Origin of the sequence: Chryseobacterium sp. IT-36CA2 (genome assembly GCF_949767875.1) — a bacterium.
Taxonomy (GTDB): domain Bacteria; phylum Bacteroidota; class Bacteroidia; order Flavobacteriales; family Weeksellaceae; genus Chryseobacterium.
The window spans coordinates 61,650-79,295 of record NZ_CATKPG010000024.1 but is presented as its reverse complement, the minus strand read 5'-3'; the positions used below and the strand labels follow the sequence as shown (position 1 = coordinate 79,295).

Here is a 17,646-nt window from a genome sequence, read left to right as displayed (position 1 = left end):
TTATATAAAATCTTTGTTTTGCGTTCAAAAATTCATAATTCATCATTATTTTAACTGTTTTTCCCATGCAGTAGCTTATTAATCTTCCTTCTTGTTTGTATAGAAACTTTATAAGCTTCATCGCGTAACTTTTGTATTTTTCCTACAGGCTGAAAAAAGATTTTACTTTCAAAAGGATTGAATGAAAGAAGTTCCGTGTTACAACTGCGGGAATCCAACAAAGAATCTTTATCAATTTTTACCTCACCGATTTTAATAAAAGGAGAATTTTTCCACTCCACATTCAGTTTGTTGATGGGTTGGTCTTTCAAGTCATAGCATACCTGGATCAAAACATCTGCAGTAAAATCATGAATTTGCAGGTAACTTTTCAACGAGTCTTTTATATTTTGTTTTCTCCCTGTATTTTTGTCCACAGATTGTGGGCATAGCTTTATTTTAATAACCTGGTCTCCCAGACGGTAAGCTCCTACAGAATAATAATCAAACGACAGAATAAAATCATTTCTCTTTCCAATAAGCTTTAGCATATTGCGGAGCATATCACCAGTTAACAATGAAGGAAGCATTTTACCCATCTGAATAAACATAGGGAATAAATTTCTCCATTGCTTCATATAAAGCCGGTTGATTGCTGTAAATAGCTTTAGAAAAGTAGAAACAGATTGAATTGGGAACAAAGGAAAATTAACCAACGGATAATTGGCAAGCAACACTCCGTTTTCGTCCTTGATCTGTACCGCAAAACCATAAGCAGGAATATCTTTTTTAGTATTTCTAATCTTCAGCTGCGCATTGGAAAAACGTATAGTAAGATCAAATTTTTCCTTATCAAAATAGGGCTGTAGCGATTCCGGGATATCAGGTTCTATCCAGAATGTTCCCTTTGCTACGGCATAAGTTTTCGCATGGGCATTCCGGGTTGCATAATTGACATCACTGATGGAAGAGGACTGCTCAACAAAATCAGCTATTGTTTTTTTATTGATTTCCAGAAGTTTTTTTTCCTCTTCATTCAGCTCGTCAAACTTCTTATTATATTTTAATGGATTTGGCATTTAGTTTTTAAAATTCAATTATAACGCCAAGTTTCGAAATCTGTGTTAAGAAAGTATTACAATTATTTGAATTTTGTGGAAAACAGTATAGAAAATAAGAAAATGTAAGTCAATATGGTTGCTGAATTTTAATTGATAATTTGTTTAATTAATTGATTGTTAGGTTTTAATTGTTTTAAATAAGAATGAATTTAAAAAAATAGGATTGAATATGAAAGAGCTTCTATTTTTAAGCTTCCATCCTCATGCTTCCATTTTCCAACCTTAAAAAGCCTTATCTTTGTAAAAAATTATAATATGGGAGTAGCAGATATGTTATTTAAACGTAAAAAAGAATTGGCAGAAAAGAACCTGAAAGATGGTAAAGAATATATGGAAGAGTATGGTAAAAGAGAAAGCGTAGTGCAGTTACCAAGCGGCTTACAATATGAAATTATTACAGAAGGAGACGGTGCAAAGCCAGGTCCTAAATCTACTGTAAAATGCCATTACCACGGAACTACTATTTCCGGTAAAGTGTTTGACAGCTCTGTAAAAAGAGGTACGCCTGCATCTTTCCCTTTAAACAGAGTAATTTCAGGTTGGACGGAAGCTCTTCAGTTAATGCCTGTTGGAAGTAAATGGAGACTGATCATTCCTCCGCATTTAGCATACGGAGATCAGGAAATCAGCAAAGAAATCGGACCAAACAGTACGTTGGTTTTCGAAGTTGAATTGCTTGATATTAAATAATCCTTCTTAAAAATAGATTAAAAATTTACCTGATTTCAGGTAAATTTTTTTATTTGTACTATATTCGTATAGGTGAATTGTAAGATGAAGAAGAAAAAAGAAATGATTTTTACAATACAATCCAGGCAACACAAAATATGACTGCATGAAAAAACTTTTTTACCTTTTTGCTATTGCTGGCTTACTGGTATCCTGTGTTTCCAAAAAGAATCAGGCTATTCAGCAGAATATTCTTACCCTGAAAGACAGCTATTGTAAGGCACCTTTCAAGTACAATTACAATAATAAACTTCCGTCTTATAATTCGGATTCTATTCTGACGGCCAATAAAGATCTGAAGGAAACTTTTACGGATCAGAGTATTTTGATCTTAAATGCTTTGAATAATCTGGATGATGTTCATAAAATTATTCAACTTAAAAAAGATTCTTCATTGACTTCACAAGTCAAAATATTGCAGCTTAAAACCAAAATCAACAGCAGAATTACCATTGCGCTAACTGAACTTGATGCAGTAGCTGCTGAATTTGATTGCGAAGGAGAAAGAGTAGCACAAATCGGAAACTATGTAGATAACCTGAATTCTTCCAGAAATAATAAACTTATTTTATATTCTATCATTGCCGGAGCAGCTTCTTCCATAGCGGGGGGTATAGTGAAAAGTGACGGTTGGGATAATGCAATAGGCATTGGAGGTGGTATCTTAGGAGCAGGGTTTGGTTTGGCAACCCTTAATCCCAAAGGAAAAAAGGTAGAGTTTATCCACCAAAGAAACCTGTTAAGAGATATTTGGAGAGAAAAACTGGAGTCTCCCAATTTTCCACCTTTCATCTGGTATATGTATACGGAGAAAAAGTTTTCCAACAAGGAAGAACATTCTATTATCGGAAATATGAAATCGAGATGGCTTCATTATCAGTTTGATGACAGTAAAGAAGCAGCGGATAAGTCAGTTATTTTCAGTGATGGAGGATTCTACAGAGCAGATGATCTTCACAACCGGGCTGCCATGCTCAATCAAATGCAATCGGCAACTCGCACCATCAATCAGAACATCAATTATTTACTGCTTGATTTAGACAAATTAATTCTTTAAGAAAAATTTAACTGTAATAAATTTTGTTACATTTAAAAAATGTTTATCTTTGCAACGTAATTACAATGAACAATACAAGATTTGCTACGGCAGTACATATTATGACCTTATTGGCAAAAAGTCCTCAGGAGTGGCTTACTTCTGACTGGATGGCCGGTAGTATCAATGTAAATCCGGTGATTGTCCGAAAGGAGATCAGCGTGTTGAGAGAAGCAGGTCTGATTGTCAGCAGACAGGGAAAAGAAGGAGGAAGTCAGCTTGCAAAAAATGCTGAAATGATCACTATTTCTGAGATCTATAAAGCAGTAAAAAATACAGAAGTATTAGGTAAAAAAAATCAGAATCCTAATCCGGCATGCAGTGTTGGTAAGGAGATCAATAATCATTTAAATACATTGTTTGAAGAAACAAATCAATTGGTGGTAAACTTTTTAGGAGACAAGTCATTACAGGAATTCGTGGACCAGTTCGAATAAAATTTTTTTAACCTTAAATGTAACAAAATTTATTACAATTTAATTAAAAATAAAACATTATGAAAAAAGTAGCAGTAATCGGTGCAACAGGATTTGTAGGAGCACACGTAGTATCAGAATTAGCAGAGAGAGGATATGCAGTGGAAGCATTGGTAAGAGATGCCTCAAAAGTAAAAACACAGGAAAATGTAACCGCAAAAAGTGTTGATGTAAACAATGTAAATGAATTGACTGAAGCATTGAAAGGAAGCGATGCGGTAATCAGTACATTCAATGCGGGATGGACGAATCCTAATCTTTACAATGATTTCTTAAATGGTTCTGAAAATATTCAGAAAGCAGTAGAGCAGTCAGGTGTAAAAAGACTGATCGTAGTGGGTGGAGCAGGAAGCCTTTATACTCCGGATAATGTACAGATTGTAGATACTCCAGATTTCCCGGAAGCATACAAGCCAGGGGCAACAGCAGCGAGAGACTATTTAAACAAAATCAAAGAAAATAATACATTAGATTGGACTTTCTTCAGCCCTGCTATAGAAATGAATCAGGCCAATGTAGGGGAAAGAACCGGAAAATACAGAACTTCATTAGAAACTCCAGTATTTGATGAAAACGGAAGAAGCCGTCTGTCTGTAGAAGATGTAGCCGTAGTTTTAGTAGATGAATTAGAGCAGAACAACCACATTCGTGAACGTTTTACAGCAGCTTATTAATCCATAAAAGAACAAAAATGATACAAAAGAAATTATTGTCGTTATTAGCACTATTGGGATTTATCAGCATATTCGCCGGAAATCTCAAAGTAAAAATTTATAATCCGGGAACCAAAGCTATTTTTCCTATTACTTCAACCATTATTTATGGTGATAAAGATGCAATCCTTGTAGATGCTCAGTTCCAGAAACAATATGCAGAACAGTTGGTAAAAGAAATAAAAGCCACAGGGAAGAACCTGAAAACCGTTTTTATTTCTCACAGTGATCCGGATTTTTATTTTGGTCTGGACGTGATTAAAAAAGCTTTTCCTAATGCTAAAATTATCTCAACAGCACAAACTGCTTACCTTATATCAGCTTCAAAAGATGATAAAATGGGAGTATGGAAACCACAGTTGAAGGCAGATGCGCCATCGGAAATTATAATTCCTGAAGCAGTTACTTCAATTCCTGATCTTGAAGGAAACAAAATTGAAATCAGACAAAACCCGGAAGATCCGGCACACAGTTTCCTTTGGATTCCTTCCATCAAAACCATTGCAGGTGGGATTTCTGTGTCTGTAGGTTCACACCTTTGGATGGCAGATACCCAGAATGCAAAAGCGATAGATCAGTGGATTGGGCAGATAGATGCTATGAAAGCATTGAATCCGGAAAAAGTAATTCCTTCCCACTTTGCAGAACTTTCCACATCTCCACAATCTCTTGATTTTGTGAAAGGCTATCTGGAAAATTATAAACAGGCAGTGACTGAAAATAAAACGTCATCCGCTATCGTAGATTATATGGTTAAAAAATACCCTGATCTGCCAGGAAAAGATGAGCTGGAAATGGGCGTAAAGGTTTATCTTAAAGAAATGGACTGGGATCTGAAATCTCCATATCCGGCAATTGGCCGCAAGGTTGAAGTGGATTTCGGAGCTGTAAAATTCCTTCTTGATTTTAAAGATAACAAAACCATGACGTTTACAGGAACAGCCGGAAGTTCAAAAGACAGTACAGATACAGTAGAATATACTGCTGTGGAAGTAGCAAAGAATGTTTTTATGGTGTACTGGCATGAGCCCCATCTTGGCTTCAATGTGACCCATATTCAGGATTATAACAAAAATATCATCTATTCGAATATTGCAGGTCCGGACGGTACATTTACCCATCCGAAAGGAACTCTTAAAATTTTGAAATAAGATAAAAAAACTGCCATCACATGATGGTAGTTTTTATTTTGAACCATAAGACTTTTGAAGGCTTGAAGTTACATTAAGGAAAAAATAGAGAAAGAGTCTGCTTAAAGCGAAGCTCTTCTTAATATTCTTAAAAACTTAATAGAATCTTAATGGTTTAAAAATTTCATCATCAGTAAAAAAGGCTGTCGAATAGACAGCCTTTCTTTTTATAAATTCATAAACAATTTCGGATTAACCGGAGTATTGTTTTTGTGTACTTCATAATGAAGATGAGGTCCTGTGGAACGTCCGGAATTTCCGGATTTAGCAATTACCTGTCCTACTTTTACTTTTTCATTTACTTTAGCAACAAGCTGAGATAAGTGTCCGTATAACGTAGCCAGTCCGTTTCCGTGAGAAACAATCACACAGTTTCCATAACCTCCTTTCTGCCCGGAAAAAATAATAGTTCCCGCCGCAGCAGCTCTTACATCAGAGCCATAAGCGACAGCAATGTCTAATCCTTTATGGAATTGTATCTGATCAGCTTCAGCAGGAGGATTGTTTTTTTCAGCAACAGCGGTTTTAGTTGTAGTAGTTCCGGCAACAACTTTTGTAGCAGTGGGAGATGGCGCAGAAGCCACAGGAGCCGCTTTTGGCGTAACCATCACTTTTACTTCTCTTTTATTTCCATAGCTGTCAGTAAGTTCTATGATTTTCTCTACAGGTTCAGCTTTTACTTCGGGCTTTGCAGCGGCAACAACTGCAGGCTTTGATTCTGTAGCCGCACTTGTTTTTACTGAAGCGTAAACAGTTTTAAAAGGAATCGGGTTTTTTCTTATCCCGAAATTAGAGGAAATATACCCATCCGTAGGCATTCCTAATGGAACCTGCATCAGTTTTTTCTGAAGATCCATCAGATATTGGCTGTATCGGTTAGCCTGCTTGGAAAGATAAATAGAATTTGAAATACTGTCCTGATCCAGTATCATCAGTTTTTCGTTGGTAATGTCTTTAGATTTCAGGAAGGAATTGAGTTGGCCAACGGTCTGATCTACAAGAGTAAGATCAGTTTTCATTTTTAAATAATCTACACTGTCTTTTTCAGTGTTTATTTTTACAAGGTTTACTTCGTAGGTTTTATCATCTCTTTCAGAAAAGAGTTTGGCAATACATACACCTTGTGCAAAAACTACTAGTAAAAGTCCTCCGAGGAGAATGTTTACGTTCTTCTTGCTGTTTAGAAATTTTTTCATATTTCTTCTCTTAGTAAGTTAAAACGGTTTTGAAGATGCAAATTTAATTAAAAATACGTTTTGAGAGTTATTTTTAATTAAAATTCAGTTTTTTCTGTATTTAACGGTTAATTAGCTATTTAATTGTGTCGGAATGTTAATTTTTTCAGAAAATGGCTTTTATCATAGTTTCAAAGCCTGCGTTACGTCTTTGTTTTAATATCTTTGCAGTTCACATTCCAATTATGGCTAAAAAGAAAATTATTTCAGAGTCTTCGAATCCAAAAAAGAATAAAAAGGATATTTCTGTAGGAGTTGTAGGAAGCGGAAGTTTTGCAACCGCGATCGTAAAAATGCTTGTTGAAAACTGCAAAGTAGTACACTGGTGTGTAAGAAGTGAATTTGTAAAAGGAGCCATTGAGCTGCGTGGGCATAATCCCACTTATCTTACGGCAGCTCATTTTAATCTGAAAAGTTTAAAACTGACAACGGATATCAATGAATTGGTTACTGCCTGTGATGTTATCGTTCTGGCAACTCCGTCGATCTATCTTTCTGATACATTAGATAAGATGACCTGTGACTATTCAGATAAGATCTTTATCTCTGCAATTAAAGGGATTATTCCTAAAGTAAATGATGTAGTGGCTCATTATCTTCGCGATGAATTTAAAATCGGTTTCAGAAACCAGGCTGTTATTGCAGGACCTTGCCATGCGGAAGAAGTAGCGATGGAAAGACTTTCTTACCTTACTATTGCTACGGTAGAAGATGAAACCGCTGAAAAACTTGAAGGTATTTTCAGTTCAGATTTTATTAAAGTACAAACAAGTAAAGATATTTTAGGAAATGAATACAGTGCAATTCTTAAAAATATTTTTGCAATCGGAGCAGGAATTGCAAGCGGATTAGGCTATGGAGATAACTTTACAGCAGTATTTGTTTCTAATGCAATCCGTGAAATGGAAACTTTCTTGGAAGCTATCTATGAAGCCCCAAGAGATGTGAATGAAAGTGCTTATCTGGGAGACCTTTTAGTAACAGCCTATTCACTTTTTTCCAGAAACCGAAACCTTGGAAACCTTATTGGGAAAGGATATACCGTAAAATCTGCCATTCAGTCTATGAATATGGTGGCGGAAGGATATTATGCAGCTGATTCTATCTACAAAACTGCCAAACAGAAAAATCTTAAATTACCAATTATAGATACCGTATACGCTATTCTTTATGAAGGGAAAAATGCCGAAAAGCAGTTTAAAAAACTGACGGCAAAACTGAATTAATAATATAAAAAAACAAGGTTTTATTAATAAAACCTTGTTCATGAAAAAAATCTTTAATTAAAACTTAGGTAGGTATGCTTAAGTTTTTTTATTGTCCCATCCTTGTAATGACAAGAGAAAATGATGATCTTACATTAAGTGTACTCAGTGTGGAACCATTTCCTGTGTCAAATTCAAATTTCTGACGAATAGTAGTCGGAGCAGCCAATGTTAGAAAATAACTTCCCTGGAAAAATGTAAAAGAATTGGATAGCAGACACATTCTGTTGGTCTCGGTGATGGTAGCACTGGTCGCAGAATTAATCAGGTAAGATCTTGTACAGGTGATAGTCTGGCCAGCATACTTTGTATCAGGCGTACCAGTACTGTTTTGGGTGTTACTTACATCCACCCCGTAACGGATAATATACGTTCCTGCCGGTAGGGTAATGGTTGAATTATCTGCAGCAAGTGATGCTCCGGTAATCTTATTAGATGTTACTGTAAAACTAGACAGTGTATTATTGGTGCCTCCGCTTCCAGTTGGAATAAGTGTTCCCGGACTTATAAGCAGAGACATGATCTGAGGTTCACTTCCTGCAATAAGGGTACGCTGCCACTGATCCCTTACCCATACATAGTATCCTTTTGGGAAAGTAGAAGCTCCTCCGCTGTTATAGATCATAAGCCCGTCTGCCGGATTAGCTACAGGAGTTGAAGTGCTGTTAAGAACAACAAGGTCATACTGTGGAAAAAGAACCCCTTTGTTCGAAGAATTAATGTCCAGGACACTGCTTGCATTAGGCGTGCTTGTATTGATACCGACTTGTGCTTTTGTGTAAGCGCTGAAAAGTATCAAACAGGCAATATAAATATATGTTTTCATTGTGTTTTTAATTATTGGTTAAGGGCCGATCTTTGAATGTCAAATTTGGCATTGGTAATAATGATCTCTCCGTTATTCGGAGAAGTTCCTCCTGCTCCGTTCTCATATGTTCCTCCTGCATCATGAGCAATGGCCGGTACTAAAAGAATAGGGGATGTAGATGTCGTTACAAACGAAAAGCTCATATTCAGGGTATGGGTTTTATTGCTGGCAATGGATTGAGCATTGATGCTGATTGTTTTGCCATACTGCGTTCCGCTCACAGGATCTACCAATTTTACCAGATACTGATGCAGGTGTACCTGAGTTCCTCCGATTCCGCCTGTTGTATTTTCAAGAGCTGTTCTTACATTCAGACATACATTGATCAGATAACCGCTGTTTCCTGGAAGTGTAACCACCCCTGTAGAGGTATTATATGAAGCTCCGATGTCATTGGATACCACAGTAAACGCAGCATCGTTGAAATTTTTGTAGGTACCGTTGGCCAAACTACCTAATATAGTATAATCTGTAGTACGCTGAAGCATCATATAGCTTACCAGATTGTAAGTGTCAGACAACAGGTTCCACATATTGTTTTTCCAGATGTAAACACCCGGGCTGATCGAATTTCCTTTATTGTATACAACCAATCCATCTGACGGATTGTTTACCGGTGATGTATTGCTTAATACATCTATAATATCTACTCTTGGAAGAAGAACTCCCTTGGTTGTAGAGGCCACATCTAGAGCAGCTGAACTGTTTACTGTGGTCTTTCCAATTGCAACTTGTGCGTATATAGTCTGCGTTATGATCAATAATAACAGGATATAACTTTTTTTCATATTCATTGTTTTTAAAGCTGAGATATTTTAATATAAGATCCGGTTGAGATTACATTCACAAGATCATAAAATGTACTGCCTGACATTCTTCCCAGGCTTAATCTTAATGCGCCGATAATATTGGCATTGGCATTTGCCGGAACATTATAATAGAAAGACCATGTAGCCAGATGGTTGGTGCTTACTTTTGAAACAATAGGTGTCTCTTTCCTATTTAAAGTTCCTGCGGTAAAGGTTTTAGTGGTGTTATTATAGGTATCTGGGTTGAAATCTATAAAATACCCCATCAGATAATAAGAAGACGACGGAAGTACGGTAGCCTGTGTTGAAGGATTGGCAGGAGGTGCATTTAGATTCAGATTCACTTCCACCAAATACCTTCCCTGTGGAAGAATCAAAGAATAGCCTCCCAAAGTGCTCGGAAGAACCTTAAATCCGCTGATATTAGATACTCCGGAAACAGCAGGATTATTTACCAAAAGCTGAGCACTACTACCTGACCCGGCATTATCTAATACGGATAATGATCCGGTAAAATCAAGGTAAGCTACCTTTGGCGTATTTTGAGCATCAATGGTACTTTGCCATGAGTTTGTGGTACTGTTAAAAACATGCAACGCTTTATTATTGCTGTTCGTTCCGCCGTTAAAACCAATCAATCCATTGGCGGGGGAAGCAACAGGGGTTGTAGTGCTGCTCAGGTTTGCAAGATTCAGATTGGGGAATAACATTCCTTTGTTGCCTGCAGAAATTGTTACCGTAGGCGCTGAAGTATAACCGCTTCCTCCGTTATTAATCGTAATGCCTGTAACAACTCCTCCGGAAATTGTTGCAGTCGCTATAGCCTTTGAACCTCCGCTTACAACTGGTCCTCCTCCATAAAAATTAATCGTAGGCGCTGAAGTATAACCGCTTCCTCCATTGGTAATGGTGATACCGGTAACTGCTCCCCCTGAAATGGTTGCAGTAGCTAACGCTGGAGTTCCCTGGAAGTTCTCAATGTGCAGAATCGCACTGGGGTCTGGTGTGGATGTGTTAATTCCTACACTTCCGCTTTGGGCAAATGCCGCTGTCGCGAAAAGTACACCGATTAAATTAATAATTTTCATCCTTTAATATGTTTTTAAAAATTGTTATAAATAAATGAGTAAGTGTTTTCTAATGAAGGATATCTGCCTGTTTTTTAATGGTTAAAAATTAGTGTAGTAGAATTGAGATAATTATCTTTTATTGAATTCTTTATGCAAAGTTATTTCCATTTGGCAAAAACTAATATTTCATAGGTATTACATATGTATTACATTGATTTTTATTTTAATATATGCATATTACATATGTATTACATTTTAATTTGTTATTGATTATCAGGGTTTTATATGTATTAAAAATAAGCGTTGTACTTATCTAGTACATTTTATTTCATTGTTGATTATCGGTGTTTTGTGTGTATTGGGAACAAGTGTTGTACTTATCTATTACATTTTATTTCATTATTGATTATTGATTATTGGTGTTTTGCGTATATGTTAGAAATAAGTGTTATACTTATCTATTTTTTTTAGTGGAAAATTAGGTTCAGATTTGACTTGATTTTTATAATTCAAAAGAAGAGTTTTATCAAGATGAACAATTATGTTATACTTGATAAATTATTATTTATCATTTTTATCAATCAGTCTAATTTAGACAAGGATTAATTGATGCTGTTTTTTAATTTGATTGAAGCAAGTTTTGGTTGGTAGTATAGTATGTTTTATAGGGATGATGATCGTAATAAATGATTACATCTTTAATAAATTGTCACCTACGTCTTTTTTGATAAGAAATAGGAACCTGTCTTTATTACTGTTGTTGAATAATGGGTAGTGTATGACAGTTTTGTCATTCACATTATGGAAATGCTAACGAAAGAGAAAATTGCTATTTGCCGGAAAAAGTAATAAAGAAAAAATCCAGAATAAATAACGGGATAGAATATGGATGCTTAAGGATAGTAAATGTTCCGGATAAGCAATATAATCCTGGGTGGGATATAAAAAAACAGAACTTTAAAAATAAAGCTCTGTTTTAAATATAAATAATGAAGCTAAGCACTAGAAATGCTTACACTTTTTTTTATTGACCCATCTTAGTAATTACAAGGGATAATGATGATCTGACGTTAAGATTACTGAATGTAAAACCATTTCCTGTATCAAATTCAAACTTTTGACGAATAGTAGTAGGAGTAGCCAATGTTAAAAAATAACTTCCCTGGAAAAATGTAAAAGAACTGGACAGCTGACACATTCTGTTGGTCTCAGTGATGGTAGCACTGGTCGCAGAATTAATCAGATAAGATCTTGTACAGGTGAAGTTCTGACCAAGATACTGTGTATTAGCCGTACCGTTATTGTTATTGGCGTTACTTGCATCCACTGAATAACGGATAATATAAGTTCCTGCCGGTAAGGTAATGGTTGAATTATCTGCAGCAAGTGATGCTCCGGTAATCTTATTAGATGTTACTGTAAAACTACCCAGTGTATTATTGGTACTTCCAGTAGGAATTAATGTTCCTGAACCTATAAGCAGAGACATGATCTGAGGTTCACTTCCTGAGATAAGCGTACGCTGCCATTGGTTTCTGACCCATACGTAATAGCCTTTCGGGAAAGTAGAAGCTCCTCCGCTGTTGTAGATAATAAGTCCGTCTGCAGGATTAGCCACAGGAGTTGAAGTGCTGTTAAGAACAACAAGGTCATATTGCGGAAAAAGAACCCCTTTGTTCGAAGAATTAATGTCCAGGACACTGCTTGCATTAGGTGTGTTTGTGTTGATACCCACTTGTGCTTTTGTGTAAGCGCTGAAAAGTATCATACAGACAATATAAATATATGTTTTCATTGTGTTTTAATTATTGGTTAAGGGCTGACCTTTGAATGTCAAATTTGGCATTGGTAATGATGATCTCTCCGTTATTAGGAGTAGTTCCTCCGGCTCCGTTCTGGTAAGTTCCTCCCGTATCATGAGCAATGGCCGGTACTAAAAGAATAGGAGAAGCTGAAGTGGTCACAAACGAAAAACTCATATTTAATGTATGGGTTTTGTTGCTGGCAATGGATTGAGCATTGATGCTGATTGTTTTGCCATACTGCGTTCCGCTCACAGGATCTACAAGCTTTACAAGATACTGATGAAGATGAACCTGAGTTCCTCCTATTCCGGCTGTTGTGCTTTCAAGAGCAGTTCTGATATTCAGACAGACATTGATCAGGTAACCGCTGTTTCCGGGAAGAGTAATTACACCATTAGAATTATTATATAAAGCTCCGATATCATTAGATACCACAGTAAAAGCAGCATCATTGAAATTTTTGTAAGTACCATTGGCTAAGCCACCTAATATAGTATAATCAGTTGTACGTTGTAGCATCATGTAGCTTACCAGGTTATAGGTGTCAGATAACAAGGTCCACATATTGTTTTTCCAGATATAAACACCAGGACTTATAGAATTTCCTTTGTTGTATACAACCAACCCTTCTGTCGGATTGTTTACCGGTGATGTATTGCTTAATACATCTATAATATCTACTCTTGGAAGAAGAACTCCCTTATTGGTTGTAGAGGCCACATCCAAAGCAGCTGAACTGTTCACAGTGGTCTTTCCAATCGCAACCTGTGCATATATAGTCTGCGTTATGATCAATAATAGCAGGATATAACTTTTTTTCATATTCATTGTTTTTAGAGCTGAGATATTTTAATATAAGATCCATTGGCAATTACATTTACAAGATCGTAGAATGTACTGTTTTGCATTCTTCCCAGGTTTAATCTTAATGCGCCGATAATATTGGCATTGGCATTAGCCGGAACATTATAATAGAAAGACCATGTAGCCAGGTGGTTGGTACTTACTTTTGAAACAATCGGAACCTCTTTTCTGTTAAGAGTTGCTGCGGTAAAGGTATTGGTGGTATTATTATAGGTATCTGGGTAGAAATCTATAAAGTATCCCATCAGATAATAAGTGCTTCCTGTTAGTGGAGCAGTACCGTTTACCCCTGCTGGGTTTTCCTGGGGGGAGTTTAAATTTAGATTCACTTCTACCAAATACTTTCCCTGTGGAAGAATCAAAGAATAACCTCCCAAAGTGCTCGGGAGAACCTTAAATCCACTGATATTAGATACTCCGGAAACAGCAGGATTATTTACCAAAAGCTGAGTACTGGAACCTGCCGCATAATTATCCAATGCAGATAATGATCCGGTAAAATCTAGGTAAGCTACCTTTGGAGTATTTTGTGCATCAATGGTACTTTGCCATGAATTGGTAGTACTGTTGAAAACATGCAGCGCTTTATTATTGCTGTTCGTTCCGCCGTTAAATCCAATCAGTCCATTGGCAGGGGATGCTACCGGAGTAGTAGTACTGCTTAGATTAGCAAGATTCAGATTGGGGAATAACATTCCTTTGTTACCACCTGAAATTGTTACCGTAGGAGCTGCTGTATAACCGTTTCCTCCATTGTTTATGGTGATGCCGGTAACTACTCCTCCGGTTATAGTTGCTGTAGCTCGGGCTTTTGAACCTCCGCTTACAACCGCTCCTCCTCCATAAAAATTAACTGTAGGTGCTGTTGTATAACCGCTGCCCCCATTACTGATGGTGATACCGGTAACTGCTCCCCCTGAAATGGTTGCAGTAGCTATAGCTGGAGTTCCCTGGAAGTTCTCAATGTGCAGAATAGCACTGGGATCTGGTGTGGACGTGTTGATTCCAACACTTCCACTTTGGGCAAATGCTGCTGTTGCAAACAGTATACCCAGGAAGTTAATAATTTTCATCTTTAGTATGTTTATGAAATAATTTTAATTAAATATTTGGTCTAATATGTATTAATTCAATTGAAAGGTACGTAAAAAAAACGATTGTTTTATGGTTTGCATATCGATTTACGTCTATTAATTTGATTATTTTTCAATAAAAAGTGATTTTGATTAAATGCTTTGTAATTATTTGTCACTTATGTTTGATAAAAAATAGTAACGTAAATGTTTATGATTACAGTGTTTAATGTGTTGAACTTAAATAAACTTAAGTTTTTGCAAAATTTTAGCCTGGGAAAATGACGTAATTATTTACCCATTAGTGAATTAAAAAAAACGAAATTTTAATATTTTTTTAATGTAAATCGTGTTATTATCAATCATTTCGATAATTATTTATTGAAATTTTTCCATGGTTTTTTATTGTGTACTAAAGAAATATTTTTGAATCAAAAAATAACGTGTTAAAATCGTTAAACGCGTTCCGGTTTTTAAAACTTTTCCCGAAATTTGAAGTAAAATTTTAAATTATGTCACAATCGCTTACAAGCAGAACACCGAAACCTAAATACGATGTTGTACTGATAGGGGGCGGAATCATGAGCGCCACTTTAGCAACGCTGCTTCATGAATTTGATCCAAATCTTGAAATCGCTATCTTCGAAAGACTCGGAAGGTTTGCCAAAGAAAGTACAGCTGCATGGAACAACGCCGGAACAGGGCACTCCGCTTTTTGTGAGCTAAATTATACCCCGGAGAAACCAGACGGATCTATTGATATCACCAAGGCAGAAAACATTGCAGAACAGTTTGAAATTTCAAAACAATTCTGGTCTTACCTGATTACCAAAGGATATATTCATGAGCCAAGAGAATTTATCAATTCCTGCGCGCATATGAGTCTGGTATTTGGAGAAAAAGATGCTGAATATCTTAGAAAACGTCATGATAAAATGTCAGAATCTGTGCTTTTCTCAGGAATGGAGTTTGCTACGGATCACGAAAAACTGAAAGAATGGATTCCGTTGGTAATGAGTAAAAGAAATCAGTCTGAAGTAATGGCCGCAACGAAGATGGATATGGGAACGGATGTGAATTTCGGAACACTGACAAGAAAAATGGGAAGACACCTTCTGGAAGATTCTAACGTTGAAGTATTTTTATACCATGAAGTGAAGGATATCAGCCCGAGAGAAAGTGGTAAATGGGAGATGAAGGTGAAGGACAGGATTCATAGCCACAAACAGGAAGTGGTAGCAGATTTTGTATTTATCGGCGCTGGAGGATATGCTCTTCCATTATTGGATAGTTCCGATATTAAAGAAAGTGAAGGATACGGAGGTTTCCCGGTTTCAGGACAGTGGCTGGTAAGTCATAATCAGGAGCTGGTAGAAAAACACCATGCTAAAGTATATACACAGGCTACAGTAGATGCTCCACCAATGTCTGTTCCGCATCTTGATCTGAGAATTATTGATGGGAAAAAAGCACTTCTTTTTGGACCTTTTGCAGGATTTTCAACAAAATTTTTAAGAGAAGGAAGTTATCTGGACCTTCCGGAAAGTGTAAATACGAAAAACTTAAAATCACTTTTCGGAGCATGGTGGCATAATATTCCACTGACGAAATATCTGATCCAGCAGGTTGCGATGACGAAATCTCAGAGAATGCAGCATTTGAGAGAATTTATCAAAGATGCAAAAGAAGAAGACTGGGAATTGAAAGTAGCAGGACAGAGAGTTCAGATCATCAAAAAAGATGAAAAAGAAGGAGGTAAGCTGGAATTCGGAACTGAAGTGGTGGTGAACAAGAGCGGAACAATTGCTTCTCTGTTGGGAGCTTCACCAGGTGCCTCTACAGCAGTATATGCCATGCTGAATGTGCTGGAAAAATGCTTCCCGGAAAAACTGCATGGAGAATGGAAAGGAAAACTGCTTGAAATGGTTCCTTCTTATGGACAAAAACTGGCTGAAAATCCGGAATTGACCCATGAGGTTAGGAATTATACAAAAGAAAAATTAGAATTAGAATATTAACATTAATAATGAGCAATGAGTGATAGTAACTATTATTCATTGCTCATTACTTATTACTCATAAAAAGGTGGAAGAAGTAATTGTAAAACCAGTTATTGCAAAAGAAATCCTGGAATCTCTTCAGACTAAAATAGAAGAAGAGAAGCAGGTTATTGTACACTGTTGTTTTCCGGCATCACCGTTTTTAGGAAACCTGATCAGGATCTGGCATTCAACCTATCTTTTTGATAACCAGTCTGAGCATAGAAGCAAAATGATTCATGTGGAAAATATTTCAATTTCCCCATACTGGACACCGGTTCCCTTTATGAAAGACTTTTGGTTTACCCTGATATTTTCCGGTCTTCCAAAAGATTGCAAAAGTTTTGATCTGAAAGAAGTTATCCCCGAAGAAGGAGGCTTTTTTGTAGAATCAATCAAGAGAAATTCCTCCGATGTGTATCGCGTGAAAATATCAGAATCTTATTAATGAAAGTGAGGGACGAAAAACTGGAACAGATTATTCATTGGGCTGAAAAGAATCCTGATATCCGTGCTGTTCTCCTGACCAGTTCACTGGTAAACCCTTACGCTCCTGTGGATGATTTTAGTGATCTTGATGTAGAACTTGTTTTTGAAAACAGAACATCCTATGAATCCGGAAATGAATGGATCAGTCTTTTTGGAGATCCTATTTCCATGATTGAAGAAGATGACCGTATTTTTGAAGGAAAGCATGCTATGAAAATGGTGTTGTATAAAGATTATGTGAAGGTTGATTTTAAACTTTATCAGGTGTCAGAGTTTATCAAAGAAATCAATGAAGAAAACCTTCCCGAAGATTGGGATGTAGGGTATAAAGTTTTACTGGATAAAGATAATTTGACCAAAAATCTAAAACCTCCAACCTACCAGTCAATCATGATTCAGAAGCCTACGGAAAAAGAGTTTCAGCTGCTGCTGAACGACTTTTGGTGGGATACAGCGTATGTTGCAAAATGCCTGAAACGTGGGGATATCTTTTATGCTAAATTCATGTCTGAAAATATTCTGCGTACAGACTATCTTGTTCCTTTGATTGAATGGTATATTGCCGGAAATCAGGATTGGAATCATGTTACGACCAACAAACACGGAAGACTTTTTAAAAAATATCTGCCTGATGATCTTTGGAATAGGGTGGAAAACACATTCTCAGGAAGTGATATTGAAGAAAACTGGAAAGCCTTGTTTGTCTTTGCAGATCTGGTACATGAGCTGGGTACTTCATTGACAGAAAAACTCAATTTTATCTATCCGGTAAAGCTAGAGAATGATATCAGAAATTACCTTAAGGAAGTACATACGACGCTTTAA

Annotated in this window: 17 protein-coding genes; 9 read left to right on the top strand and 8 right to left on the bottom strand. The window is 36.5% G+C overall.

The genetic code is table 11. The features are described 5' to 3' along the window. Nucleotides 1–50: 50 nt before the first annotated feature. Nucleotides 51–1,058 (bottom strand): catalase, encoded by a 1,008-nt coding sequence (locus tag ACM6F9_RS19470; protein WP_414847225.1) that lies wholly within the window; start codon nucleotides 1,056–1,058, stop codon nucleotides 51–53. A gap of 297 nt (nucleotides 1,059–1,355) precedes the next feature. On the opposite strand from ACM6F9_RS19470, the gene ACM6F9_RS19465 reads away from it, so the two are divergent. The 5 genes from ACM6F9_RS19465 to ACM6F9_RS19445 all read left to right on the top strand — a co-directional run bounded on the left by ACM6F9_RS19465 (nucleotide 1,356) and on the right by ACM6F9_RS19445 (nucleotide 5,265). After that, complete coding sequence (locus ACM6F9_RS19465; RefSeq protein ID WP_051934256.1) at nucleotides 1,356–1,790, top strand: FKBP-type peptidyl-prolyl cis-trans isomerase; 435 nt, start codon at nucleotides 1,356–1,358, stop codon at nucleotides 1,788–1,790. A gap of 145 nt (nucleotides 1,791–1,935) precedes the next feature. Then, nucleotides 1,936–2,886, top strand: coding sequence for a hypothetical protein (locus ACM6F9_RS19460; RefSeq protein WP_105704037.1), 951 nt, complete (start codon nucleotides 1,936–1,938; stop codon nucleotides 2,884–2,886). Nucleotides 2,887–2,951: 65 nt separating this feature from the next. Continuing rightward, complete coding sequence (locus ACM6F9_RS19455; protein WP_105704038.1) at nucleotides 2,952–3,362, top strand: Rrf2 family transcriptional regulator; 411 nt, start codon at nucleotides 2,952–2,954, stop codon at nucleotides 3,360–3,362. A gap of 59 nt (nucleotides 3,363–3,421) precedes the next feature. Then, complete coding sequence (locus ACM6F9_RS19450) at nucleotides 3,422–4,075, top strand: NAD(P)-dependent oxidoreductase (RefSeq protein WP_105704039.1); 654 nt, start codon at nucleotides 3,422–3,424, stop codon at nucleotides 4,073–4,075. A 17-nt stretch (nucleotides 4,076–4,092) separates the two neighbouring features. After that, on the top strand, nucleotides 4,093–5,265 hold the full coding sequence (locus tag ACM6F9_RS19445) for a MoaF-related domain-containing protein (protein WP_414847224.1): 1,173 nt from the start codon (nucleotides 4,093–4,095) through the stop codon (nucleotides 5,263–5,265). A gap of 206 nt (nucleotides 5,266–5,471) precedes the next feature. On the opposite strand, the gene ACM6F9_RS19440 is transcribed toward ACM6F9_RS19445, so the two are convergent. Beyond that, entirely contained in the window at nucleotides 5,472–6,500 is a 1,029-nt protein-coding gene (locus ACM6F9_RS19440; RefSeq protein ID WP_414847223.1) for a peptidoglycan DD-metalloendopeptidase family protein, read from the bottom strand. Nucleotides 6,501–6,724: 224 nt separating this feature from the next. On the opposite strand from ACM6F9_RS19440, the gene ACM6F9_RS19435 reads away from it, so the two are divergent. Beyond that, nucleotides 6,725–7,765: an NAD(P)H-dependent glycerol-3-phosphate dehydrogenase gene (locus ACM6F9_RS19435; protein WP_414847363.1), complete on the top strand. Its 1,041-nt coding sequence runs from the start codon at nucleotides 6,725–6,727 to the stop codon at nucleotides 7,763–7,765. Nucleotides 7,766–7,853: 88 nt separating this feature from the next. On the opposite strand, the gene ACM6F9_RS19430 is transcribed toward ACM6F9_RS19435, so the two are convergent. The 6 genes from ACM6F9_RS19430 to ACM6F9_RS19405 all read right to left on the bottom strand — a co-directional run bounded on the left by ACM6F9_RS19430 (nucleotide 7,854) and on the right by ACM6F9_RS19405 (nucleotide 14,293). Continuing rightward, entirely contained in the window at nucleotides 7,854–8,630 is a 777-nt protein-coding gene (locus tag ACM6F9_RS19430) for a hypothetical protein (protein WP_414847222.1), read from the bottom strand. Between the two features lie 11 nt (nucleotides 8,631–8,641). Further along, on the bottom strand, nucleotides 8,642–9,460 hold the full coding sequence (locus ACM6F9_RS19425) for a hypothetical protein (RefSeq protein ID WP_414847221.1): 819 nt from the start codon (nucleotides 9,458–9,460) through the stop codon (nucleotides 8,642–8,644). A gap of 11 nt (nucleotides 9,461–9,471) precedes the next feature. Beyond that, nucleotides 9,472–10,569: a hypothetical protein gene (locus tag ACM6F9_RS19420; protein ID WP_414847220.1), complete on the bottom strand. Its 1,098-nt coding sequence runs from the start codon at nucleotides 10,567–10,569 to the stop codon at nucleotides 9,472–9,474. 1,006 nt (nucleotides 10,570–11,575) lie between these two features. Then, entirely contained in the window at nucleotides 11,576–12,346 is a 771-nt protein-coding gene (locus ACM6F9_RS19415) for a hypothetical protein (protein ID WP_414847219.1), read from the bottom strand. A gap of 10 nt (nucleotides 12,347–12,356) precedes the next feature. Continuing rightward, nucleotides 12,357–13,178: a hypothetical protein gene (locus ACM6F9_RS19410; RefSeq protein WP_414847218.1), complete on the bottom strand. Its 822-nt coding sequence runs from the start codon at nucleotides 13,176–13,178 to the stop codon at nucleotides 12,357–12,359. Between the two features lie 11 nt (nucleotides 13,179–13,189). Beyond that, the gene (locus ACM6F9_RS19405) at nucleotides 13,190–14,293 is read right to left on the bottom strand and encodes a hypothetical protein (protein ID WP_414847217.1); all 1,104 of its coding nucleotides are present in this window, start codon (nucleotides 14,291–14,293) and stop codon (nucleotides 13,190–13,192) included. A gap of 512 nt (nucleotides 14,294–14,805) precedes the next feature. Here ACM6F9_RS19405 and mqo point away from each other — a divergent pair. The 3 genes from mqo to ACM6F9_RS19390 all read left to right on the top strand — a co-directional run bounded on the left by mqo (nucleotide 14,806) and on the right by ACM6F9_RS19390 (nucleotide 17,646). Then, nucleotides 14,806–16,311 carry a malate dehydrogenase (quinone) gene (mqo, locus tag ACM6F9_RS19400; RefSeq protein ID WP_414847216.1) on the top strand — a complete coding sequence of 502 codons (1,506 nt, stop codon included), beginning with the start codon at nucleotides 14,806–14,808 and terminating at the stop codon, nucleotides 16,309–16,311. A 67-nt stretch (nucleotides 16,312–16,378) separates the two neighbouring features. Continuing rightward, entirely contained in the window at nucleotides 16,379–16,780 is a 402-nt protein-coding gene (locus ACM6F9_RS19395; RefSeq protein WP_105704045.1) for a hypothetical protein, read from the top strand. Then, nucleotides 16,780–17,646, top strand: a complete 867-nt coding sequence (locus tag ACM6F9_RS19390) for an AadS family aminoglycoside 6-adenylyltransferase (protein WP_414847215.1) — start codon at nucleotides 16,780–16,782, stop codon at nucleotides 17,644–17,646. Before ACM6F9_RS19395 ends, ACM6F9_RS19390 begins: the two co-directional genes overlap by 1 nt.